Origin of the sequence: Streptomyces sp. ISL-87 (assembly GCF_018614095.1) — a bacterium.
Taxonomy (GTDB): domain Bacteria; phylum Actinomycetota; class Actinomycetes; order Streptomycetales; family Streptomycetaceae; genus Streptomyces.
Window position 1 is genome coordinate 1 of sequence record NZ_JAGGOY010000013.1, and the last position, 22,192, is coordinate 22,192.

The 22,192-nt window shown below is 69.8% G+C and carries 18 protein-coding genes, 1 tRNA gene and 1 pseudogene; 8 read left to right on the plus strand and 12 right to left on the minus strand.

Features of this window, described 5'->3' with window-relative positions:
* Nucleotides 1-123: 123 nt before the first annotated feature.
* Nucleotides 124-666: a DUF2617 family protein gene (locus tag J7I97_RS04480; protein WP_214931069.1), complete on the minus strand. Its 543-nt coding sequence runs from the start codon at nt 664-666 to the stop codon at nt 124-126.
* 729 nt (nt 667-1,395) lie between these two features.
* Here J7I97_RS04480 and J7I97_RS04485 point away from each other — a divergent pair.
* A complete protein-coding gene (locus J7I97_RS04485) occupies nt 1,396-2,583 on the plus strand; it encodes a pyridoxal phosphate-dependent aminotransferase (RefSeq protein ID WP_214931070.1) in 1,188 nt (395 codons plus the stop codon).
* Complete coding sequence (locus J7I97_RS04490) at nt 2,580-3,707, plus strand: mannosyltransferase family protein (RefSeq protein WP_308364325.1); 1,128 nt, start codon at nt 2,580-2,582, stop codon at nt 3,705-3,707. The genes J7I97_RS04485 and J7I97_RS04490 overlap by 4 nt, the downstream gene beginning before the upstream one ends.
* A 22-nt stretch (nt 3,708-3,729) precedes the next feature.
* On the opposite strand, the gene J7I97_RS04495 is transcribed toward J7I97_RS04490, so the two are convergent.
* Both J7I97_RS04495 and clpB read right to left on the minus strand, forming a co-directional pair.
* Nucleotides 3,730-4,287 carry a YbjN domain-containing protein gene (locus J7I97_RS04495; protein ID WP_214931071.1) on the minus strand — a complete coding sequence of 186 codons (558 nt, stop codon included), beginning with the start codon at nt 4,285-4,287 and terminating at the stop codon, nt 3,730-3,732.
* 136 nt (nt 4,288-4,423) lie between these two features.
* Nucleotides 4,424-7,015, minus strand: coding sequence for an ATP-dependent chaperone ClpB (clpB, locus tag J7I97_RS04500; protein WP_214931072.1), 2,592 nt, complete (start codon nt 7,013-7,015; stop codon nt 4,424-4,426).
* Between the two features lie 113 nt (nt 7,016-7,128).
* On the opposite strand from clpB, the gene J7I97_RS04505 reads away from it, so the two are divergent.
* Nucleotides 7,129-7,545, plus strand: a complete 417-nt coding sequence (locus J7I97_RS04505) for a pyridoxamine 5'-phosphate oxidase family protein (protein WP_214931073.1) — start codon at nt 7,129-7,131, stop codon at nt 7,543-7,545.
* A 266-nt stretch (nt 7,546-7,811) separates the two neighbouring features.
* Here the strand turns inward: J7I97_RS04505 and J7I97_RS04510 are convergent, their stop codons facing one another.
* Both J7I97_RS04510 and J7I97_RS04515 read right to left on the minus strand, forming a co-directional pair.
* The gene (locus tag J7I97_RS04510) at nt 7,812-8,126 is read right to left on the minus strand and encodes a (2Fe-2S)-binding protein (protein ID WP_214931074.1); all 315 of its coding nucleotides are present in this window, start codon (nt 8,124-8,126) and stop codon (nt 7,812-7,814) included.
* A complete protein-coding gene (locus J7I97_RS04515; RefSeq protein ID WP_214931075.1) occupies nt 8,126-8,512 on the minus strand; it encodes a hypothetical protein in 387 nt (128 codons plus the stop codon). Before J7I97_RS04515 ends, J7I97_RS04510 begins: the two co-directional genes overlap by 1 nt.
* Nucleotides 8,513-8,596: 84 nt before the next feature.
* Here J7I97_RS04515 and J7I97_RS04520 point away from each other — a divergent pair, with 84 nt between their 5' ends.
* A complete protein-coding gene (locus J7I97_RS04520) occupies nt 8,597-9,649 on the plus strand; it encodes a helix-turn-helix transcriptional regulator (protein WP_214931076.1) in 1,053 nt (350 codons plus the stop codon).
* A 221-nt stretch (nt 9,650-9,870) separates the two neighbouring features.
* Here the strand turns inward: J7I97_RS04520 and J7I97_RS04525 are convergent, their stop codons facing one another.
* Genes J7I97_RS04525 through dnaK form a run of 4 tightly spaced genes read right to left on the minus strand, consistent with a single transcriptional unit; the run spans nt 9,871 to nt 14,097 of the window.
* Nucleotides 9,871-10,317, minus strand: a complete 447-nt coding sequence (locus J7I97_RS04525; RefSeq protein WP_214931077.1) for a heat shock protein transcriptional repressor HspR — start codon at nt 10,315-10,317, stop codon at nt 9,871-9,873.
* 1 nt (nt 10,318) lies between these two features.
* A complete protein-coding gene (gene dnaJ / locus J7I97_RS04530; protein WP_214931078.1) occupies nt 10,319-11,506 on the minus strand; it encodes a molecular chaperone DnaJ in 1,188 nt (395 codons plus the stop codon).
* A 54-nt stretch (nt 11,507-11,560) separates the two neighbouring features.
* Nucleotides 11,561-12,247, minus strand: a complete 687-nt coding sequence (gene grpE, locus J7I97_RS04535) for a nucleotide exchange factor GrpE (RefSeq protein ID WP_214931079.1) — start codon at nt 12,245-12,247, stop codon at nt 11,561-11,563.
* Nucleotides 12,247-14,097, minus strand: a complete 1,851-nt coding sequence (dnaK, locus tag J7I97_RS04540) for a molecular chaperone DnaK (RefSeq protein WP_214931080.1) — start codon at nt 14,095-14,097, stop codon at nt 12,247-12,249. Before dnaK ends, grpE begins: the two co-directional genes overlap by 1 nt.
* Before the next feature lie 125 nt (nt 14,098-14,222).
* Between dnaK and J7I97_RS04545 the strand changes: the two genes are divergently transcribed.
* The 3 genes and pseudogenes from J7I97_RS04545 to J7I97_RS04555 all read left to right on the plus strand — a co-directional run bounded on the left by J7I97_RS04545 (nt 14,223) and on the right by J7I97_RS04555 (nt 19,217).
* Nucleotides 14,223-14,972: a sugar transferase gene (locus J7I97_RS04545; protein WP_308369136.1), complete on the plus strand. Its 750-nt coding sequence runs from the start codon at nt 14,223-14,225 to the stop codon at nt 14,970-14,972.
* A 110-nt stretch (nt 14,973-15,082) separates the two neighbouring features.
* Nucleotides 15,083-17,305, plus strand: a pseudogene (locus J7I97_RS04550) ((Fe-S)-binding protein); the annotation flags it as partial.
* A gap of 973 nt (nt 17,306-18,278) precedes the next feature.
* A complete protein-coding gene (locus tag J7I97_RS04555) occupies nt 18,279-19,217 on the plus strand; it encodes a Yip1 family protein (RefSeq protein WP_214931082.1) in 939 nt (312 codons plus the stop codon).
* 105 nt (nt 19,218-19,322) lie between these two features.
* Here J7I97_RS04555 and J7I97_RS04560 read toward each other — a convergent pair whose 3' ends face one another.
* Both J7I97_RS04560 and dcd read right to left on the minus strand, forming a co-directional pair.
* On the minus strand, nt 19,323-19,820 hold the full coding sequence (locus tag J7I97_RS04560) for a phosphoribosyltransferase (RefSeq protein WP_214931083.1): 498 nt from the start codon (nt 19,818-19,820) through the stop codon (nt 19,323-19,325).
* Complete coding sequence (gene dcd, locus J7I97_RS04565) at nt 19,817-20,404, minus strand: dCTP deaminase (RefSeq protein WP_214931084.1); 588 nt, start codon at nt 20,402-20,404, stop codon at nt 19,817-19,819. Before dcd ends, J7I97_RS04560 begins: the two co-directional genes overlap by 4 nt.
* A 481-nt stretch (nt 20,405-20,885) precedes the next feature.
* Here dcd and J7I97_RS04570 point away from each other — a divergent pair.
* A tRNA-Gly gene (locus J7I97_RS04570) sits at nt 20,886-20,956 on the plus strand.
* 252 nt (nt 20,957-21,208) lie between these two features.
* Here the strand turns inward: J7I97_RS04570 and J7I97_RS04575 are convergent.
* The gene (locus J7I97_RS04575; RefSeq protein ID WP_308364333.1) at nt 21,209-22,003 is read right to left on the minus strand and encodes a sulfite exporter TauE/SafE family protein; all 795 of its coding nucleotides are present in this window, start codon (nt 22,001-22,003) and stop codon (nt 21,209-21,211) included.
* Nucleotides 22,004-22,192 lie beyond the last annotated feature (189 nt).

The following is a 22,192-nucleotide window of genomic DNA, read 5'->3' on the forward strand; positions in this document are numbered from 1 at the left end:
CCACGCCGTCCACCGCTCGGCCCACGCCCGCCCACCGCCCACCGCCCACCGCCCGGCCCACGCCCACGCCCACGCGCCGGCACCGGCCCACGCCCGCGCGCCGGCACCGCGCCGGATCCCGCGCTACAGCGCCGCCGGCTCCGGGGCCCCGGTCGCCGCGCCCGTCCGTACGCCCACCCGGGTGCGGGTGGCGACCAGTTGACCCTCCTGCGGGTACGCGTGCCAGGTCCGCCACCGCACCTGCCCCTCGTAGCGCTGCGCGAGCAGGGCGGTGAAGGCGTGCGGGATGCCCGGGAAGGTCCCGGCGAGCCCGTTCGGGTGGTCAGCGACCAGGGCGAGCAGCTCCTGCGCCCGCCCTGCGAAGGAGCCGCGGGACAGGGTCTCGACCCGCGCGGCGAACTCGTACTCCCAGTCACCCACCCGCTTGGCCACGCCGAGCGGCAGCGACGTACTGCTGCCGGGCATACAGGCGACCGTCTCCGAACAGCGCACCGCGCCCTCCTCCAGGAGCACCTGATGGGAGGCCCCGAGCAGACGCAATTCCACGTTGGCACCGGACAGTTCGAGGTTCAGTACGGCCAGGGCGGGCAGCCGCTCCCGACCCAGGGCCCAGGCGAGATCGGCGGCACGCGTGTCGGTGTAGGTGGTCTGGAGGGTCGTGAGCATGAGTCGGCTCCGCAAACGCGCGAGGGAGATGGGCCGGGGCCCGCCAGCGGTAGTCAACGGGTGGGGGGACACCGGCACGGGTCCACAGGAAGTCCAGGGAGGTCCGAGGACTGGTCTACTCAACCGAGGGAATCATGAAAGGCACGGCACTCACAGCGTTTTTACCCAACTTGACGGGGTTTACATCCCCCCGGGGGCTCCCCGGTTCACGTGTTCAAACACATGCCGCCCGTACGCCGTAACGCGACCCCGAATCGGCGGCCCCAACAAGAGGCCTAACAAGAGGGCGCCCGACGGCAGTTGCGCCGCCGGGCGCCCTCACGTACGCGGTGCCGGCTGCCCCGTGTCAGCTGGACCCGCACCCTCCTCCGCCGCAGGAGGAGGACGATCCCCCGCAGGACGAGGACGACCCGCAGGAGGACGAGGAACCAGAGGAGGACGAGGACCCGCCGTCGCCGGACCACCAGCTGTTACCGCTCCCGGCGCCCCGCCCCCGCCCGCGTGATCCGGACTTCCCGCCGACGGACCCCTTGCTCCGGGAACCGACGGCCAACAGGCAGATGAGGACCACCACACTCACGATCACTACGGCCAGGATCATGTCCTCGCCCCCTCTCTCACTCCCCGGTCCCCCGGGGCCCGGGACCCCCGCGTCCCGTGTGAAGGGGGGATGCCCCCAGGCCACCACCGCCAAAGCACACTTGAGCAACTCCAGAGGTTCACCCCAGGATGGCGCTCATGAGCGCACCCGTGGGCGGCAGCCGCCCCTTCCTCAACCGCCGCCTGGCGGCCTTCGGCACGACGATCTTCGCGGAGATGTCGGCGCTGGCCGCCCGCACCGGGTCGATCAACCTCGGACAGGGCTTCCCCGACACCGACGGCCCGGCGGAGATCGCGGAGGCGGCCTCCCGCGCGGTCCTCTCCGGCCTCGGCAACCAGTACCCGCCGGGCCCCGGCATCCCGGAGCTGCGCACCGCCGTCGCCGCCCACCAGCAGCGCTTCTACGGCCTCCCCTACGACCCGGACACCGAGGTCCTCGTCACGGCCGGCGCGACGGAGGCCATCGCCGCCGCCCTCCTCGCCCTCCTCGAACCCGGCGACGAGGTCATCGCCCTCGAACCCTTCTACGACTCGTACGCGGCCTGCATCGCCATGGCCGGCGCGGTCCGCGTCCCGCTGACGCTGCGCGCCCCGGACTTCCGCCCCGACATTGACGCCCTTCAGGACGCCATCACCCCGCGCACCCGGCTGCTCCTGCTGAACACCCCGCACAACCCGACGGGCACGGTCCTGACCCCGGCCGAACTCGCGGCGATCGCGGACCTCGCGGTGCGCCACGACCTCCTGGTCATCACCGACGAGGTCTACGAACACCTGGTCTTCGAGGGCTCCCACACCCCGCTGGCCTCCCTGCCCGGCATGCGCGAGCGCACGGTGACCATCTCCTCGGCCGGCAAGACCTTCTCCTTCACCGGCTGGAAGGTCGGCTGGGTGACGGCCCCGCCCGCCCTGATCACCGCGGTCCGCTCGGCGAAGCAGTTCCTGACCTACGTCTCCTCCGGCCCCTTCCAGTACGCCGTCGCCGAGGCGCTCGCCCTGCCCGACACGTACTACGACGCCTTTCGCGCCGAGCTGGCCGCCAAGCGCGACCTCCTCGCCGACGGCCTCGCCGCGGCCGGCTTCGAGGTCTACCGCCCCCAGGGCACGTACTTCATCACCACCGACATCGCGCCCCTCGGCGAGAAGGACGGCCTCGCCTTCTGCCGCGCCCTCCCCGAACGCTGCGGGGTCGTCGCCATCCCCAACCAGGTCTTCTACGACGACAAGTCCGCCGGAGCCACCCAGGTGCGCTGGGCCTTCTGCAAGAAGACGGCCGTCCTGGAAGAGGCCGTCACCCGCCTCCAGCGGCTGACGTGACCACCGTCTCCGTACGGACCGTCAACACGGCCGCACCGGCCGCGGCGGTCGCGCTCGGGGTGTTCGCCGCCGTGCGCGGCGCCGGGGTGCTGGTGCTCGCCGCCGGGGCCTGGTGGGCGGGGAAGAGCCCCGTCAAGGTGCTCGGGGGGTCCTGGGACTCCGTCTGGTACCTGCACATCGCCGCACACGGGTACGGGCGGACCCAGATGTGGGCGGACACCGGGTCCGTGCAGAGCGACTACGCATTCTTCCCGCTGTACCCACTGCTCGTGCGGCTGGCCGGGGGCACCGCCTCCGCCGGGCTCGCGGTCGCCTGGGCCGCCGCCGCGCTGGCCGCCGTCGGGGTCCACCGGGTCGGGGCGAGGCTGCTCGGGCCGCGCGGCGGGGTGCTGCTGGTGGCGCTGTGGGCGGTACTGCCGCACTCGGTGGTGCTGACCCTCGGCTACACGGAGGCGCTGCTCGCCGCGCTGGCCGCGTGGACCCTGTACGCCCTGCTGTGCGGGCGCTGGCTGTGGGCGGCCGGCCTGTCGGTGCTCGCCGGGCTGACCCGGCCGACGGGGATCGCGGTGGCCGCCGCCGTCTCCGTCATGGCGCTGCACGAGCTGGCCTTACGAAGATCCCGCGCGCCCGAGGTGTGGGCGGCCGGGCTGCTGGCCCCGATGGGCTGGGCGGCGTACGTCCTGGCCGTGGGGGCGCGCGGGCGGGATCCGCTCGGCGGGTACTTCACGGTGCAGCGGCGCTGGGGCTCCCGCTTCGACTTCGGCGTCGGGGCGCTGCGCTCGGCGGAGAAGGTGGTCAGCGGCGGGCACGTACCGCTCGCCACCACCGTGACCGTGGCGGTGCTGGCCGCGGCGGTGCTGCTGGCGGTGCTGCTGGCGCTGGACCGAATGCCGCTGGCGGTGCTCGCGTACACCGGGGTGCTGATGCTGATCACCTTCGGCGGGGCCGGGTTCTTCGAATCGAAGCCGCGCTTCCTGGTGCCCGCGTTCCCGCTGCTGCTGCCGGTGGCCGCCGTCATGGCGAGAGCCCGGCCGCGCACCGCGGTCATGGTGACCGCGGTTCTGGCCGGGCTCTCCTGCGGCTACGGGGTGTACCTGCTCCTCGTGGCCAAAGTACCGCTGTGACCGGGACGATTAGCCGGGACGACTAGTTGGTGTCGTCGCCGGTGTCCTCGTCGCCGGTGTCCTCGTCGCCATCGGAGGAGTCGACGTCGTGCTCCAGGCCGAGCTGCTCCACGAGCCACTTGTCGAACTCGATGGACGCGCGGACCCAGCTGACCGTGGAGGAGACGAAGTGCTCCAGGCTGACGCCGGTGCCGATCAGCATCTGCGCCTCGCCGATCAGGCGGACGGAACCGTCGTCGTGCGTGTGGCTGTAGACCTTCGGCCACAGCGTGCGGCGGTTCCAGTCGTCGATCGACTCGAGGAGCTGCGGCTTCTCGTCGATCTTGTGCGGACGGTCATAGAAGGTCCGCACCGAGAAGACCTGCTGCTCGTCTTCGCCGCGGAACATGAAGTACGTGCGGAATTCCTCCCACGGCGCCGCGAGGTCACCCTCGTCGTCGACGACGTACTTGAGCTCCATCTGGTCGAGCAGCTGCTTGACCAGATCCTGGTCGGGGACGACGGGGCCCGCCGGTCCTGTGGCCTGCGGATCGGGCTGCTGCCCTCCGAAGTTCGGAATCGAGGCCGGGTCGATGCTCACCGTGTACTTCCCTTCGTGCGGATGATGTCATCCTCCCCCATGGCTCCTACCCCGTGTCCAGCCCCGCACGTACGATCCGCTCCGGGCGGACAGGAGTAAGGCCCGGGTGACCAGGCCGGACGGCCGTCCGGCCTGGTCAGAGAGCCTTGCCGACCAGCAGGTCCTCACCCGCCACGTCGACCCGTACCGTGTCGCCGTCCTTGACCTCGCCCGACAGGATCTCCTTGGCCAGCCGGTCGCCGATGGCCGTCTGGATCAGGCGGCGCAGTGGGCGGGCGCCGTACGCGGGATCGTTGCCCTTGTCCGCCAGCCAGGCCAGGGCGTCGGGGGTGACGTCCAGGGTCAGGCGGCGGTCGGCCAGCCGCTTCGCGAGGCCGCCGATCTGGAGCTCGGCGATGTGGGCCAGCTCGTCCTTGGTCAGGGCGGAGAAGACCACCAGGTCGTCGAGGCGGTTGAGGAATTCCGGCTTGAAGGACCCGCGGACCAGGTCCAGGACCCTGGCCTTCTTGTCCTCGGCCGAGATCGCCGGGTCCACCAGGAACTGGCTGCCCAGGTTCGAGGTCAGGACCAGGATGGTGTTGCGGAAGTCCACGGTGCGGCCCTGGCCGTCCGTGAGGCGGCCGTCGTCCAGGACCTGGAGCAGGATGTCGAAGACCTCGGGGTGGGCCTTCTCGACCTCGTCCAGGAGCACGACGGAGTACGGGCGGCGGCGGACGGCCTCGGTGAGCTGGCCGCCCTCCTCGTAGCCCACGTAGCCGGGCGGGGCGCCGACGAGGCGGGCCACGCTGTGCTTCTCGCCGTACTCCGACATGTCGATGCGGACCATGGCCCGCTCGTCGTCGAAGAGGAAGTCCGCGAGGGCCTTGGCCAGCTCCGTCTTGCCCACGCCCGTCGGGCCCAGGAAGAGGAACGAGCCCGTGGGGCGGTCCGGGTCCGCGATGCCGGCGCGGGTGCGGCGCACGGCGTCGGAGACGGCCCGTACGGCCTCGCCCTGGCCGATCAGGCGGCGGCCCAGCCCGGCCTCCATGCGCAGCAGCTTCTGGGTCTCGCCCTCCAGCAGGCGGCCGGCGGGAATGCCCGTCCAGGCGCCCACCACGTCCGCGATGTCGTCGGGGCCGACCTCGTCCTTGACCATGGTCCTCTCGGAGGCCTCCGCCTCCGCCTCGGCCTCGGTGGCCTCCGCCAGCTCGCGCTCCAGCGCCGGGATCTCCCCGTAGAGCAGCTTGGAGGCGGAGTCGAAGTCGCCGTCGCGCTGGGCGCGCTCCGCCTGGCCGCGCAGGTCGTCCAGGCGCTCCTTGAGCTCGCCGACGCGGTTGAGGGACTGCTTCTCCTTCTCCCAGCGGGCGGTGAGGCCCCGCAGGTCCTCCTCCTTGTCCGCCAGGTCCTTGCGGATCTTGTCCAGGCGCTCCAGCGAGGCCGGGTCGGACTCGTTCTTCAGCGCCAGCTCCTCCATCCGCAGGCGGTCCACCGAGCGCTGGAGCTCGTCGATCTCCAGGGGGGAGGAGTCGATCTCCATGCGGAGGCGGGACGCGGCCTCGTCGACCAGGTCGATGGCCTTGTCTGGGAGGAAGCGGGAGGTGATGTACCGGTCCGAGAGGGTCGCGGCGGCCACCAGCGCGCTGTCGTTGATGACGACCTTGTGGTGGGCCTCGTAGCGGCCCTTGAGGCCGCGCAGGATCGCGATGGTGTCCTCCACGGTCGGCTCGGCGACCAGCACCTGCTGGAAGCGCCGCTCCAGCGCCGCGTCCTTCTCGATCCGCTCGCGGTACTCGTCGAGCGTGGTCGCGCCGACCATGCGCAGCTCACCGCGCGCCAGCATGGGCTTGAGCATGTTGCCCGCGTCCATGGCCGAATCGCCGCCGGCGCCCGCGCCGACGACAGTGTGCAGCTCGTCGATGAAGGTGATGATCTGGCCGTCGCTCGACTTGATCTCCGCGAGGACGGTCTTCAGGCGCTCCTCGAACTCGCCGCGGTACTTGGCGCCCGCGACCATCGCGCCGAGGTCCAGGGCGACGAGGCGCTTGTTCTTCAGGGACTCGGGGACGTCGCCCTTGACGATGCGCTGGGCCAGGCCCTCGACGACGGCCGTCTTGCCGACGCCGGGCTCGCCGATGAGCACCGGGTTGTTCTTCGTACGGCGGGACAGGACCTGGACGACGCGGCGGATCTCGTGGTCGCGGCCGATGACCGGGTCGAGCTTGCCCTCGCGGGCGGCGGCGGTGAAATCGGTGCCGAACTTCTCCAGGGCCTTGTACTGGCCCTCGGGGTCGGGGGTGGTCACCCTCCGGCCTCCTCGTGCGTTCTGGAAGGCGGTCAGCAGCTTCTTGGCCGTCGCGCCCTGGGTGGAAAGGACTTCACCGGCCGCGCCGCCCTTGGCGGCGATGGCGATGAGCAGGTGTTCGGTGGAGAGGTAGTCGTCGCCCAGCTTCCCGGCCTGCGCGTCGGCCTCGGCGAGTACGGCGAGCAGGTCGCGGGTCGGCTGCGGGGGTGCGACGGTGGAACCGGTGACGCTGGGCAGGGCGGCCAGCAGCCGCTCCGCGCCGCTCCGTACGGCCGCAAGGTCGGCCTCGGTGGCGGCGAGGAGGTCGACGAGGTTCTCGTTGTCCTCGCCGGCGAGCAGGGCCAGCAGCAGGTGCGCGGGGGTCAGGTCCGCGTGGCCGTCCTTGACGGCCCTGCTGGTGGCTGAGTTCAGCGCGTCCCGGCTCTTGTTGGTCAGCTCGGCATCCACGTGCGACTTCTCCTCTCCGTACGGTTCATGCGTACTGCACAGACTCTGCCATGAGGAACCTGCACAAAGTTGAGTCTATTCCACTCAAGGCGAGCCTCGTTACCCTTCAGCGCATGTCTCTCGACGTACTGAACCCGACGCCCGAGTACCTCGCCTTCTGGCGGGAGCGGCACGTCTGCACCCTGACCACCCCGCGCCCGGACGGCAGCCCGCACGTGGTGCCGGTGGGGGTGACCTATGACCCCGAGGCGGGGCTCGCGCGGGTGATCAGCAACAAGCACAGCAAGAAGGTCCGCAACATACTGGCCGCGCAGGCGACGGGGCCGGACGGCTCGGCCCGGGTCGCGGTGTGCCAGATGGAGGGGCGCCGCTGGGCGACGCTGGAGGGGCGCGCGGTGGTGTGCACGGACGAGGCGTCGGTGGCCGAGGCCGTGGCGCGCTACGCGGAGCGGTACGGGCGGGCGCCCTCGCCCAATCCGGACCGGGTGGTCCTGGAGATCACGCTGGACCGGGCGATGGGCCGGGCGTGAGCCTGCCGGTGTCGTGTCCCGGCGCGTGGCCTGCGCATGCCTGGGCGTGGCCTGCGCATGCCTGGGCGTGCCCTGCCCGGCCGGCGGCCTCACCGGCGGCCTTCCCCAGGCCGGCGGCCTTCCCCAGGCCGGCGGTCTTCCCCGGCTGATTGTCCGATTCAACTACTGGACGCGGACATCACAGCGGCGCCATCGTGGTCAGGTCCACGATGGCGCCGCTGTGTGGGGGTAGCGCCTGAGCGATCTGCAACGACGGGGGAATCGCGTCAGGCACTGCGGGGGGTGGCGGTGGTGATATCGGGTTCGAAGAGCTGGTGGTCGCGCTGATCGAGGTTGACGAAGACCATGCCGTACCGCACTTCGCAGCGGACGGGCTGCGGCGCACCGCGGGGGCGGCGCAGGCAGCGGTAGGCGCGTACGTCCTCGTCCTCCTCGCGCACGACGACGATCGGTTGGCCGAACAGGGTGACCATCAACGAATCGCCGGTGTGGGGGATGGCAGTGGCGAGATCGATGAACTGCCACCCCGACCGGTACGCCGATGCCATCTCGCGTCGGAAGTCTCGGTCGTCGGGGGTCATCAGACGGCCATCACAAGTGCGGTGACGGGCACGATCGTCCAGCCCGTGTCACTGGCCGGCAGAGCCGTCCAGCCGGTGTCCGTCTTGCCCGCCGGCTCACTGGTCCAGCCGGTGTCGCTGTCTTCCAGAGCCGTCCAGCCGGTGTCCGGCTTGCCCGCCGGAGCGATGGCCGGCAGAGCCGTCCAACCGGTGTCACTGGCCGGCAGGGCCGTCCAGCCGGTGTCCGACTTGCCTATCGGCCCGGTGGTCCAGCCGGTGTCGTCGGCCCGAGCGCTCCCCGCGTCACTCTCAACGGCACTAACTGCCCCAAAGGCCGCAACAGCGGAGAAAACAACGGCAAGCGCCGAGCGAAGCATTCTCTTATACATGGTCGGCTTCGTCCTCACTTGATGGAATCCTCTCCCCCGCCTGTCAGACGATGGCTCATTCAGGCACGTCAATGCCACAGGGACGATGCATCATGTTCTTGCATGTTCAGGACCCTGGGGGGTGGAGATTTGCCCAAAAGCATGACAATCCCGACACATCCCCACTCCGTCACGTCCATGTGCAGCGAGGGGACCCGCCTCTACGCGGCCGCGCTCAGCACCGGCCGGATCGCTCGGAGCGAGGTGCAGCATGCCCCCTGCCTGCTGGAATTCGCTCTGCTGCAGCCTGATCCGGATGACGCGAACCAGCTCCGTCCGGTTCCCCCATCCGTCGCACTGGCCCAACGGCTCCATCCGATTGAACGTGAGATCCAGGACCGCCGTCGCAGCGCTGTAGATCTCACCGATGCTTTCGAGCCGTTCCTGACCATCAGCGCCCAGAACCCGGCCAACACGCACGCCATCACGGTCCTGGAGGGCTTCGAGCGGATCAACGCCGCCCTCGACCTGGCGACCGCGGAGTGCCACACCGAGGTGCTGACGGTCCAGCCGGGCGGGGCCCGGCCCTCTCTCGCCCTGACACAGGCCCTGGAGCGGGACGCCCCGCTGATCGACCGCGGCATCAGTTTAAGGACGCTCTACCAGCACACCGCGCGGCACAGCCAGGGCACCCTCGCGTACGTGGACCGGATGTCCGCCGGGAAGGTGGAGATCCGCACGCTTGAGGAACTGATCGAGCGTCTCATCATCTTCGACCGCACCGTCGCCTTCATCCCGGTCAGCGACGACCGGCGGATGGCGCTGGAGCTCCGCCACCCGGGCCTGGTCGACTATCTCATCAAGGTGTTCGAGCAACTGTGGCGCCGGGCTGTGCCGTTGCGCGACGAGGTCACGTACACACACATGCCGGAGGGCATCTCCGGTGTGCAGCGTTCCATCGCCCAGCTGCTCGTCGAGGGGCATGTGGACGAGGCCATCGCGCGCCGGCTGGGGATGAACGTACGCACCTGCCGGGCACACATCGCGAAGCTGGCCACCGCGCTGGGCAGCGGGAGCCGGGCCCAACTCGGCTTCCTCATCGCCCAGTCGGGGATCCTGCACGGGTCGGGGCCGCCGCAGCTGCAGGAGGAGGAGTGCCGAGGGGTGGAGGGCTGAGGGGTGGAGGCGCGGCGGCCGGCGGCTGCCGCTGGCCGGAAATCGACCCTGATGCTTGACCCCTGACCCCTGACCCCTGACGCCTGACGCCTGACCCCTGACGCCTGACGCCTGACGCCTGACGCCTGACGCCTGACGCCTGACGCCTGACGCCTGACAGCGAAGGCCCCGACCCGGGATCCGGGCGGGGCCTTCGCGTGCGTGGTGCGTACGGGCCGGTGTCAGTCCATCGGGCGCTTGGGGCGCCAGACGACCAGGGCGTTGCCCGGCTGCGGCGGCTGGTACGGGACCAGGTCGCGCCGGTACGAGGCGTGCACCTGGGCCTCGCGCTGCTGGAGCACGGCGGCGGCGCCGTCCACCGCCGCCGAGAGCTCGGCGACGCGCTGCTGGAGCGCGGCCACCTGGTTCTCCAGCTCGATGATCCGTTTGATGCCCGCCAGGTTGATGCCCTCGTCCTGGGACAGCGCCTGCACCGTGCGGAGCAGTTCGATGTCACGGGCCGAGTAGCGCCGGCCGCGGCCGGCCGTGCGGTCCGGGGAGACCAGGCCGAGGCGGTCGTACTGGCGGAGGGTCTGCGGGTGCAGGCCCGAGAGCTGGGCGGCCACCGAGATCACGTAGACCGGTGTCTCATCGGTCAGTTGATACGGATTGCGTCGGCGGCCGTCCATGTCATGCTCCCTTCGCGGACTCGAACAGCGCGCTGCGCGGGTCTTCCGACTCCGTCGCCTCGCGGTACATCTCCAGCGCCTCGCGGGCCTTGTCCGACAGTTCCGCCGGAACAGCCACCTCGATCGTCACCAGCAGGTCGCCGCGGGTGCCGTCCTTGCGGACCGCTCCCTTGCCGCGCGCCCGCATCGTACGGCCGCCGGGCGTGCCCGGCGGGAGCTTCAGCGTCACCGACGGGCCGCCCAGGGTGGGGACCTTGATGTCGGCGCCGAGGGCCGCCTCCGTGAAGGTGACCGGCACGGTCACCGTCAGGTTGTCGTCCTTGCGGCCGAACACCGGGTGGCTGTCGACGTGGACCACGACGTAGAGGTCGCCGCCGGGACCGCCGCGCTCGCCCGGCGCGCCCTTGCCGCGCAGCCGGATCCGCTGGCCGTCGGAGACGCCCGCCGGGATCCGGACCTGCATGGTTCGGGAGCTGCGGGCCCGGCCGCTGCCCTTGCAGATGTCGCAGGGGGTCTCGGCGATCAGGCCGCGGCCCTTGCAGTCGGCGCAGGGGTCGGTCAGCGAGAAGCCGCCGCCACTGCCCCGCGAGACCTGGCCGGTGCCGACGCAGGTCGGGCACACGCGGGGTGTGCCGTTCTTGTCGCCGGTGCCCGAACAGGCCTTGCAGGGAGCCTGGGAGGACATGCGGAGCGGGACGGTCGCCCCGTCCACCGCCTCCGTGAAGGACAGCGTGACCTCGGACTCGATGTCCTGGCCGCGGCGCGGCTGGGTACGGGTCCCCGTACCGGCACCGGCGCCGCCCCGGTTGAAGAGGCCGCCGAAGACATCGCCCAGGCCGCCGCCGAAGCCGCCGCCCGCGCCGCCACCCTGCTGGGTGCCGCCGAAGAGGTCGCCGAGGTCGAAGTTGAACGAGCCGCCGGCCCCGCCCGGGCCGGGGCGGAAGCCCCCGTTGCCGAACAGGGCGCGCGCCTCGTCGTACTCCTTGCGCTTCTTCGCGTCGCCGAGGATGTCGTTCGCCTCGGAGATCTCCTTGAAGCGCTCCTCGGCCGAGGCGTCGCCCTTGTTGGCATCCGGGTGGAACTCGCGTGCGAGCTTCCGGTACGCCTTCTTGATCTCGGCCTCGGTCGCGTCCTTCGGGACACCGAGGACCTTGTAGTAGTCCTTCTCGACGAAGTCCTTCGTGCTCATCCCCGGTGGCCCTCCTCTCGTGCCTCTACTTGCAGTGTCTCCAAATGCGGTGCGTCAGCCCTTTTCGGGGGCATCCGTGTCCTTGTCAGACGGCGTGTCGCCGTCCGCGGACTCGGACTTGGCGGCGGGGGCCGCGCCCGGCTGGGGCTCGGCCACCGCGACCCGCGCGGGACGGATCGTACGCTCGCCGATCCGGTACCCCGGCTGCAGGATCGCCACGCAGGTCGTCTCGGTGACGTCCGGCGCGTACGAGTGCATCAGGGCCTCGTGGATCGTCGGGTCGAAGGGCTCGCCCTCCTTGCCGAACTGCTGGAGGCCCATCTTGGCCGCGGCCGTCTCCAGCGATTCGGCCACCGACTTGAAGCCGCCGACCAGCTCGCCATGATCCCGCGCCCGGCCGATGTCGTCCAGGGTCGGGAGCAGTTCCGTCAGGAGGGACGCGACCGCGATCTCCTTGACGGCGATCCGGTCCCGCTCCACACGGCGGCGGTAGTTCTGGTACTCCGCCTGGAGCCGCTGGAGGTCCGCGGTGCGCTCGCCGAGCGCGGTGCGGGCCTGGTCCAGCTGTGCCAGGAGAGCGGTTTCCTTGCTGAGGGCCTCAGCTGCTGTTGCGTCCCCGGCCGGGGCCGCCGCCTCCTCCTTGGAGGAGTCGGCGGCCTTCGGCTCGGCTGCGGCGTCGTCCGCGTTGGTGCCGGTGGGGACTTCAGGCTTCTCCTCGAAGCCCGGGGTCTCCTCCGGCATCAGGCAGCGCCACCCTTCGGCTTCTCGTCGTCGACGATCTCGGCGTCGACGACATCGTCATCGGCCTTGGCCTGGTGGGCGTCACCGGCGGAGGCGCCGCCGGCGGCCTGGGAAGCCTGGGCGTCGGCGTAGATCGCCTGGCCGAGCTTCTGGCTGACCGCGGCCAGCTTCTCCGTGGCGGAGCGGATCTCGGCCGTGTCCTCGCCCTTGAGCTTCTCCTTCAGCTCGGCGACCGAGGCCTCGACCTCGGACTTAACGTCGGCCGGGACCTTGTCCTCGTTGTCCTTGACGAACTTCTCCGTCTGGTAGACGAGCTGCTCGCCCTGGTTGCGGGACTCGGCGGCCTCACGGCGACGGTGGTCCTCGTCCGCGTACTGCTCCGCCTCCTGGCGCATGCGGTCGACCTCATCCTTGCCGAGCGAAGAGCCGCCGGTGACGGTCATCTTCTGCTCCTTGCCCGTGCCGAGGTCCTTGGCCGTGACGTGCATGATGCCGTTCGCGTCGATGTCGAAGGAGACCTCGATCTGCGGGACGCCACGCGGGGCCGGCGGCAGGCCGGTCAGCTCGAACATGCCGAGCTTCTTGTTGTACGCCGCGATCTCGCGCTCACCCTGGTAGACCTGGATCTGCACGGACGGCTGGTTGTCCTCGGCCGTCGTGAAGATCTCCGACCGCTTGGTCGGGATGGTCGTGTTGCGCTCGATGAGCTTGGTCATGATGCCGCCCTTGGTCTCGATACCGAGGGACAGCGGGGTCACGTCGAGGAGCAGGACGTCCTTGACCTCACCCTTGAGCACACCGGCCTGGAGGGTGGCGCCGATGGCGACGACCTCGTCCGGGTTGACGCCCTTGTTGGCGTCCTGGCCGCCGGTGAGCTCCTTGACGAGCTCGGCGACGGCCGGCATACGGGTGGAGCCGCCGACCAGGACCACGTGGTCGATCTCGGACAGGTTGATACCCGCGTCCTTGATGACGTTGTGGAACGGGGTCTTGCAGCGGTCGAGCAGGTCCGCGGTCAGCTGCTGGAACTGCGAGCGCGTGAGCTTCTCGTCCAGGTGCAGCGGACCCTCGGCGGAAGCCGTGATGTAGGGCAGGTTGATCGAGGTCTCCGTGGAGGAGGACAGCTCGATCTTCGCCTTCTCGGCGGCCTCGCGCAGACGCTGGAGCGCCATCTTGTCCTTGGACAGGTCGACGCCGTGGCCGTTCTGGAACTGCTTCACCAGGTAGTCGACGACGCGCTGGTCCCAGTCGTCACCACCGAGGTGGTTGTCACCGTTGGTGGCCTTGACCTCGACGACACCGTCGCCGATCTCCAGGAGCGACACGTCGAAGGTGCCGCCACCGAGGTCGAAGACGAGAATGGTCTGGTCGTCCTTGTCGAGGCCGTAGGCCAGGGCGGCGGCCGTCGGCTCGTTGACGATGCGCAGGACGTTGAGGCCCGCGATCTCGCCGGCTTCCTTCGTCGCCTGGCGCTCGGAGTCGTTGAAGTAGGCCGGGACGGTGATGACCGCGTCCGTGACCTTCTCACCCAGGTACGCCTCGGCGTCGCGCTTCAGCTTCTGCAGGATGAAGGCGCTCATCTGCTGCGGGTTGAAGTCCTTGCCATCCAGGTTGATCTTCCAGTCAGTGCCCATGTGGCGCTTGACGGAGCGGATGGTGCGGTCCACGTTCGTGACCGCCTGGCGCTTGGCGACCTCGCCTACGAGGACCTCGCCGTTCTTGGCGAAGGCGACGACGGACGGCGTGGTCCTGGCGCCCTCGGCGTTGGTGATGACGGTGGGCTCGCCGCCTTCGAGAACGCTGACGACGGAGTTAGTGGTGCCCAGGTCGATGCCGACCGCACGTGCCATTTCAATTCCTCCAACTGACTTGAGTGCAACAGACTCAACCATGCACCATCGGCTGCGACTGCGTCAACAGAGCTGAGCGGAGGGGGCTCAACTTTTATCCGGGCCTTACGCTCAGTGGAGCTGCGGTGACCGCCCCTGCGGCCGACTGCGTCGGCGACGGGGGTGCGCTCCCGGCCGTCGGCGGGATGCGCCCCCTGCCGCCGACGCAGCCGAGCGGGCGACCCCCGGCGGCCACCGCCGCGCGGCGCCCGGGGAGCGGGCCGCCCTTCGGGCACCGTGCCCCCATGCGCCTGCTGCCGCTGCAACCACCGCCGCTCCCCCGGCTCCCCCGGCTCCGCGTGCCGCGGCGGCTCGCGGAGTTCCCGAGGCCGCGACGGCTGCCCGACTGCTCGGCCAAGCGACTGCTGGACCTCGTCGGGGCGCTGCTGCTGGCCGGAGTGTTCGCCGTCCCGCTCCTGCTGATCTCCGGGCTGCTGTACGCGACCCAGGGCGCGCGGGTTTTCAGGAGGCAGCCCGCGGCCGGTCTGGGCGGCCGGCCGTTCCGGACCTGGCGGCTGCTGACCGATGGAGGATCGGGGCGGCTCGGGGCGGCTGTGGAGCGGACTGCCCTGGACGGGATGCCCCAGCTCCTCAATGTGCTCCGGGGTGAGATGTCACTGGTCGGCCCACGCCCCGAGCCGGGGACGGACCGCCCGGACCGGCTCCTCGTAAGACCTGGTATGACCGGTTTGTGGCAGGTGAGCGCGCGCTCCGGCCTACCGTGGGAGGAAATGGACCTGCTGGACCGACACTATGTGGAGAGCCATTGGCTGGGGATGGATCTGGCGATCCTGGCCCAGACCCCTCGGGCGGCCTATAAGCAAAGGCACGCCTGAGCGACACAGATCACCGCACGACCGGCTACATTGCGGCGTCGGGAATGGGTAACCTCAAGCCTTGACTAAATAAGTTACCGCTTAGTAAGTGCCGCCCGAGGAGCCCGCCCATGCAACTCGCCGCGATCATCGTGTCGCTGGTTCTGACCGTGGTCGGCGTCGCGCTGTTCACCCGAGCCGTGGCGCAGATCTACCGGTTCGTGAAGCTCGGCCAGCCCGTACCGGCAGGCAGCCGCACGGACAACCCGACAGCACGAACGGTCACCCTGGTCCGGGAGTTCCTCGGCCACAGCCGGATGAACCGCTGGGGCATCGTCGGCTTCGCCCACTGGTTCGTCGCCATCGGCTTCCTGACGCTGATTCCCATCCTGGGGCAGGCGTACGGGCAGCTCATCGAGGCGGACTACCTGCTGCCGATCGTCGGGGACTGGCTGCCGTTCGAGCTCTACATCGAGTTCATCGGTCTGATGACCGTCGTCGGCATCCTGATCCTGATGGCGATCCGCCTGCTCAACCTGCCCTCGCGGCCGGGTCGCAAGTCGCGCTTCGCGGGCTCGAAGGCCCGTCAGGCGTACTTCGTCGAGTACGTCATCCTCACCATCGGCCTCGTGATGCTGATCCTGCGCGGCCTCGAGGGCGCGCTCCACCACGTGGACAGCTACGAGCCCGCGTTTTTCTCCTCGTACCCGCTGGTGCTGGCCTTCAAGGGGCTCTCGCTCGGCACCGTGCAGAACATCGTCTACTTCACCGCGATGGTCAAGATCAGCGTTTCGATGATCTGGATGATCGTGGTCGGCCTGAACACCAACATGGGCGTGGCCTGGCACCGCTTCCTCGGCTTCCCGAACATCTGGTTCAAGCGGAACGCGGAGGGCGCGTCCGCCCTGGGCGCGCTCCAGCCGATGACCAGCGGCGGCAAGGTGATCGACTTCGAGGAGCCGGGCGAGGACGACGTCTTCGGCGTCTCCCAGGTCGAGCAGTTCTCCTGGAAGGGCATCCTCGACTTCTCCACCTGCACCGAGTGCGGGCGCTGCCAGTCGCAATGCCCGGCCTGGAACACGGGCAAGCCCCTCTCCCCGAAGCTCCTGATCATGTCGCTGCGCGACCACGCGCACGCCAAGGCCCCGTACCTGCTGGCCGGTGGCGGCAAGGACATGGAGGGCAACGAGAAGGCGACGGCGGAGCAGCTGAAGGACGTCCCGGCGGCCGCCCTGGCGGAGGCCGAGCGTCCGCTGATCGGCACCGTCGAGGAGAACGGCGTCATCGACCCCGACGTCCTGTGGTCCTGCACCACCTGCGGTGCGTGCGTGGAGCAGTGCCCGGTCGACATCGAGCACATCGACCACATCGTCGACATGCGGCGCTACCAGGTGATGATCGAGAGCGCGTTCCCGTCGGAGGCGGGCACGATGCTCAAGAACCTGGAGAAGAAGGGCAACCCCTGGGGTCTCGCCAAGAAGCAGCGGGTCGAGTGGACCAAGGAGGTCGACTTCGAGGTCCCGATCATCGGCAAGGACGCGGAGGACCTCTCCGAGTTCGACTACCTCTACTGGGTCGGCTGCGCCGGCGCGCTGGAGGACCGGGCCAAGAAGACGACGAAGGCCTTCGCGGAGCTGCTGAACATCGCGGGCGTCAAGTTCGCGATCATGGGCGGTGACGAGAAGTGCACCGGCGACTCCCCGCGCCGCCTGGGCAACGAGCCGCTGTTCCAGCAGCTCGGCCAGGAGAACGTGGCCATGCTGAACATGGCCTTCGGTGAGGACGACGAGGACCCGGCGACGAAGAAGCCGAAGTCGGCGAAGCGGATCGTCTCGACCTGCCCGCACTGCTTCAACACCATCGCGAACGAGTACCCGCAGCTGGGCGGCGAGTACGAGGTCATCCACCACACGCAGCTGCTCCAGCACCTGATCGACGAGGGCCGGCTGACGCCGGTGACGCCGGTCGACGGCCTGATCACGTACCACGACCCGTGCTACCTGGGCCGGCACAACAAGGTCTACACGCCGCCGCGCGAGATCATGTCGGCCGTGCCGGGGCTGCGCCAGCAGGAGATGCACCGCCACAAGGAGCGGGGCTTCTGCTGTGGCGCGGGTGGCGCGCGGATGTGGATGGAGGAGCGGATCGGCAAGCGCATCAACAACGAGCGCGTGGACGAGGCCCTGTCCCTGAACCCGGACATCATCTCCACCGCCTGCCCGTTCTGCCTGGTGATGCTGACCGACTCGGTGAACGGCAAGAAGAACGACGGCCAGGCCAAGGAGTCCGTGCAGGTCGTGGACGTGGCCCAGCTGCTGCTGGAGTCGGTGAAGGCCCCTGAGCCGACCGCGGAGGCGCTGGCCGCTGCCGAGGCGCTGGCCGCTGCGGAGGCGGAGGCGGAGGCGGCCGCGAAGGCGAAGGCCGACGCGGAAGCCAAGGCGAAGGCCGACGCAGAAGCCAAGGCGAAGGCCGAGGCAGAAGCCAAGGCGAAGGCCGAGGCAGAGGCAGAGGCTGAGGCTGAGGCTGAGGCTGAGGCTGAGGCTGAGGCTGAGGCCGCCGCCGAGGCAAAGCCTGAGCCGACCGCTGAGGCCGAGGCCAAGGCCAAGGCAGAGCCGACCCCTGAAGCGGAAGCCAAGGCCGCGCCGACTGCTGACGCGGAAGCCAAGGCCGAGCCGACCGCTGACGCGGAGGCCGAGGCGGAGGGCGCCAAGTAGGCGCACCAGAACGAACACCGGAACGGCCGGTCCCCCGCTCGGGGGGACCGGCCGTTCCGCGTGTCAGGGGCCGGGGGCACAGCCCCCGGTTTCGGGAAGGGGCGGGGAGGGGGAAAAGGCCCCGCGCAGCGGCTGGCCACCCGGCCGGCCAGGCGATGGGCCCAGCCCTGGCCACACCACGCCGCCACGGCGAAGCCGAGCCCGAGCGCTCCGGGTGCGCGGGGCCGCGGGGGCGCAGCCCCCGGTTTTCGGGAAGGGGCGGGGTGGGGGAAAGGCCCCGCGCAGCGGCCCCGCCACCCCGCCGCCCAGGCAAAGGCCCTGGCCACCCCACGGCACGGCGAACCCCAGCCCGTCCGCACCAACTTCTCGTACTCGGGGTCACGGCTCCGCGACGGCGGCGGCATCCACGAAGCCACCTGTCCGACATCTCCGCATTCCATCGCCAAGGCAACAAACCCCCGCAGACTCCCCCACAGCCACGTAAACCCGACACCCGAACAAGCTGGGGACAACCCCCCGGGGTTCCCCTAGGGGATGTCACAGCTCAGCAGCAAAGGCCCTGTTTCGGGCCGCCCCGCCACCGGCTCCCGCAGGACCAGGTACTTTCGATCACGTGGCTGGATTCAGGATCGGACGCGGCCGGGACAACAACCGCACCCCGCAACAACCCCCGCGGCAGCAGCCGTACGGTCAGCAGCAACCGCCGCAGGCACCGTACGGTCAGCAGCCCTACCCCTCTGCCGGGCCTCCCCCGCAGCAGCAGTGGCCCCAGCAGGCCGCCGCCGGGGGCCAGGGCGAGCCGGAGTACTTCGACCCGTACGGGCAGCAGCCGCACGCGCGGCCCCCGTACGGCCAAGGCGGCGGCCCGGGCGGCGGCCAAGCCGGCGGCGGGAACGCGAGCGGCTCGTACGCGGACAACCCCGGGTACACCCAGGCCTTCGCGATCGGCGAGGACCCGTACAGCCAGGGCGCGACGTACCACGCGGGCGCGGCCCCGGTCGCCCCGGCCGGCCCCCGGCTGCCCTGGAAGGAGCTCCTCCGCGGCATCGTGATGCGGCCGGGGCCGACCTTCCTCCAGATGCGCGACTACGCCGTCTGGGGTCCGGCGCTGATCGTGACCTTCCTCTACGGGATGCTCGCGGTCTTCGGCTTCGACAAGGCCCGCGAGGACGCGATCAAGGCGACCCTCGCCCAGGCCGTCCCGATCGTCCTGTCCACGGGCGTGGCCTTCGTCATCTGCGGCCTGATCCTGGGCGCGGTCACGCACACCCTGGCCCGCCAGATGGGCGGCGACGGCGCGTGGCAGCCGACCGTGGGCCTGTCGATGCTGGTCATGTCCGTCACCGACGCACCGCGCCTGCTGTTCGCCGTGTTCCTCGGCGGCGACAACATGGTCGTCCAGGTGCTGGGCTGGGCCACCTGGCTGGCCGCCGGAGCCCTCTTCACCTCACTGGTCAGCAAGTCGCACGACCTGCCGTGGCCGAAGGCACTGGGCGCGTCCGCGATCCAGCTGATCGCGCTCCTGTCGATCATCAAACTGGGCACGATCTAAGCCGCCCGAAGCCTCGCCCTCCCCACCTCGCACGTACTGAGGGGCCCGCCGCGCAACATGCCGCGGCGGGCCCCTCAGTACGTGCACATCGACGGAATCGATCGATCAGGCGTCGAGAACCTGACCCTCCCGCTTCACCACGGGCGGCTCGACCGACCAGGGGAAGTTGATCCACTCGTCGGTCTTCTTCCACACGTACTCGCACTTCACGAGGCTGTGCGACTTCTCGTAGATCACGGCCGACCGGACCTCGGCGACGTGCCCGAGGCAGAAGTCGTGCACCAGCTTGAGCGTCTTGCCGGTGTCGGCGACGTCGTCGGCGATCAGCACCTTCTTATTGGTGAAGTCGATCGCCTCAGGCACGGGAGCCAACATAACGGGCATTTCAAGCGTCTGACCCACCCCGGTGTAGAACTCCACGTTCACCAGGTGGATGTTCTTGCAGTCGAGCGCGTAGGCCAGGCCGCCGGCCACGAACACCCCGCCGCGGGCGATGCTCAGAATGATGTCGGGCTCGTAGCCGTCGTCGGCGATGGTCTGCGCCAGCTCGCGCACGGCGCGCCCGAAGCCCTCGTAATTCAGGTTCTCGCGTACTTCACTCATGCCTCGTGCCTCACCTGAGTGCGGTGGAAGTTCTGGAAGGAGCGCGAGGCCGTCGGGCCGCGCTGGCCCTGGTACCGCGATCCGTACCGCTCGCTCCCGTACGGGAACTCCGCGGGCGAGCTGAGCCGGAACAGGCACAGCTGCCCGATCTTCATGCCCGGCCAGAGCTTGATCGGCAGCGTGGCGAGGTTCGACAGTTCGAGCGTGACGTGCCCCGAGAACCCGGGGTCGATGAACCCGGCGGTCGAATGCGTCACCAGGCCTAGGCGGCCCAGGCTGGACTTCCCCTCCAGTCTGGAGGCGATGTCCTCGGGCAGCGAGATGACCTCGTACGTCGAGGCGAGCACGAACTCACCCGGGTGGAGGATGAACGCCTCGTCCCCGTCCGGCTCGACCATGCGGGTCAGGTCCGGCTGCTCGGTCGCGGGGTCGATGTGCGCGTAGCGGTGATTCTCGAACACCCGGAAGAACCGGTCGAGACGTACATCGATGCTGGAGGGCTGCACCATCGATTCCTCGAACGGGTCGATGCGAACCCGTCCGCTGTCGATCTCGGCCCGGATGTCTTTGTCAGAGAGAAGCACGTCCCGAGGATACGCAGAGCGCGCGGGCCACCCCCAATCGGAGCGGTCCCCGCGCGCCCACCCGTACATCTGTCGCGTATGCCGCCCGCCTACCGCTTGGCGGCGGACCCCACGGGCACCGCATGCCGCAGCCGCGCGCACCGCGGACACCGCAACAACCGCCCCGGCCCGATCCGGCCGGCCCCGAGGTGCTGAAGCGGGAACGAAGCGGTGCTGAAAACATGCCCTTCGGCACAACGGACGACGGTGTGCTCCATCGAGTCCCTTTCCCCTGCAAGCCGTACTGCGACGAATCGCCACATTAGGGGATGATCGGGACCCACTCCAGCCGCCGCTCCGAACCCGTACGTTACGCCCCAACTCCCGCCCCCACGACCCTTGCTGTACCCCACACACAACAACGACCCCGCGGTGAATTCACCGGGGGTCGATCATGAGGTAGAGTGAGCAACGCTACGAATCCAGGCGACTGGAACGGTACGCGGATGTAGTTTAATGGTAGAACATGAGCTTCCCAAGCTTATAGCGCGGGTTCGATTCCCGTCATCCGCTCAGATACGAAGGCCCAGGTCACCGACCTGGGCCTTCTTCGTTGTCTAGACCTCTCAGCCCCTGCCGTGCCCTCCGCGTGCCCCAACTCGGGTGAATGCCCTGGCCGGAGGCCCTTCGGCGCAACACTTGCACCACATGGACGCGAAGCCGTCTCGAATCACGAGACGACTCTCCTGTGACCTGCACCACAGGGCACGGCGTCTGTGCGAATTCGCGGTCCCAAAGAGGCACTTGGCCGATGGCTCCCGCTGGTCAGTCGTGGCGGGCGACCTTGACCGCCGAGACCAGCAGGATGACCGCGAGCGCGGGAATGAGGACCAGGTCGGGGATCACCCCCAGCAGGAGCCCGCCGAGGAGTGCACCAACAATCGAGCCCGTGGCCATGAGTCCGGCGAAGCGCAGGTTGGCGCCGAGGACCGCGAAGCTGCCGTCGCGACTGTAGCGGGCGAACGCGACGAGCATCGTGGGCAGGGACACCAGCAGGGACAGGCTTCCCGCTAGCTTGATGTCGGCCCCGTACAGCAGCACGATCGTGGGGATCAGCAGCTCTCCGCCTGCGACGCCCATGATCGCGGCGACCACGCCGATACCGAACCCGGCAGCCACTCCGGCCACCACCTGAACGGCGGTCGGCAGGGAGAGCGAGCCCAGGGCGGTGGTGTGCGTGACGACGAGCGCGGCGGCCATGCCGACCATGAGGATCACGAGGACTTTGTAGAGGGTGGCCGACCGCATCCGCACGGCCCATGAGGCTCCGGCGCATGCGCCGAGCAGGCTTCCGGCCAGCAGGTTGACCGCGATGGGCCAGTGGGCGCCCAGCTCACCGAAGGAGACCGCTGCCAGGCGGGCGGGCAGGGCGGTGACCACGACGACCAGGCTCATCGCCTTGTTCAGGATGACCGCCGACAACGCCGCGAACCCGAACATCCCGATCAGCAGCGGGAGCCGGAACTCCGCGCCGCCCAGACCGATCATCCCGCCCAGCACACCCACCAGGGCGCCGGCGCCGAAGACCAGCGGTGCCGATTGCAGCCGTGCGGATGCCACGGGGCTCTTGTCCGAAGTCACACCGATCACGGCCGCCGTCCGCGCGTCAGGGCAGCAGCCGAATGTTCGGTGTCAGTCATGTGGGCAGTCTGACGGCCTCAAGAGGCCGTACACAGTGGACGATCGCACCGGGTCGCAGAGTCGAAATCTGCGATTCGGCCGATCCTGCCAAGCCTCTGACCTCGCACA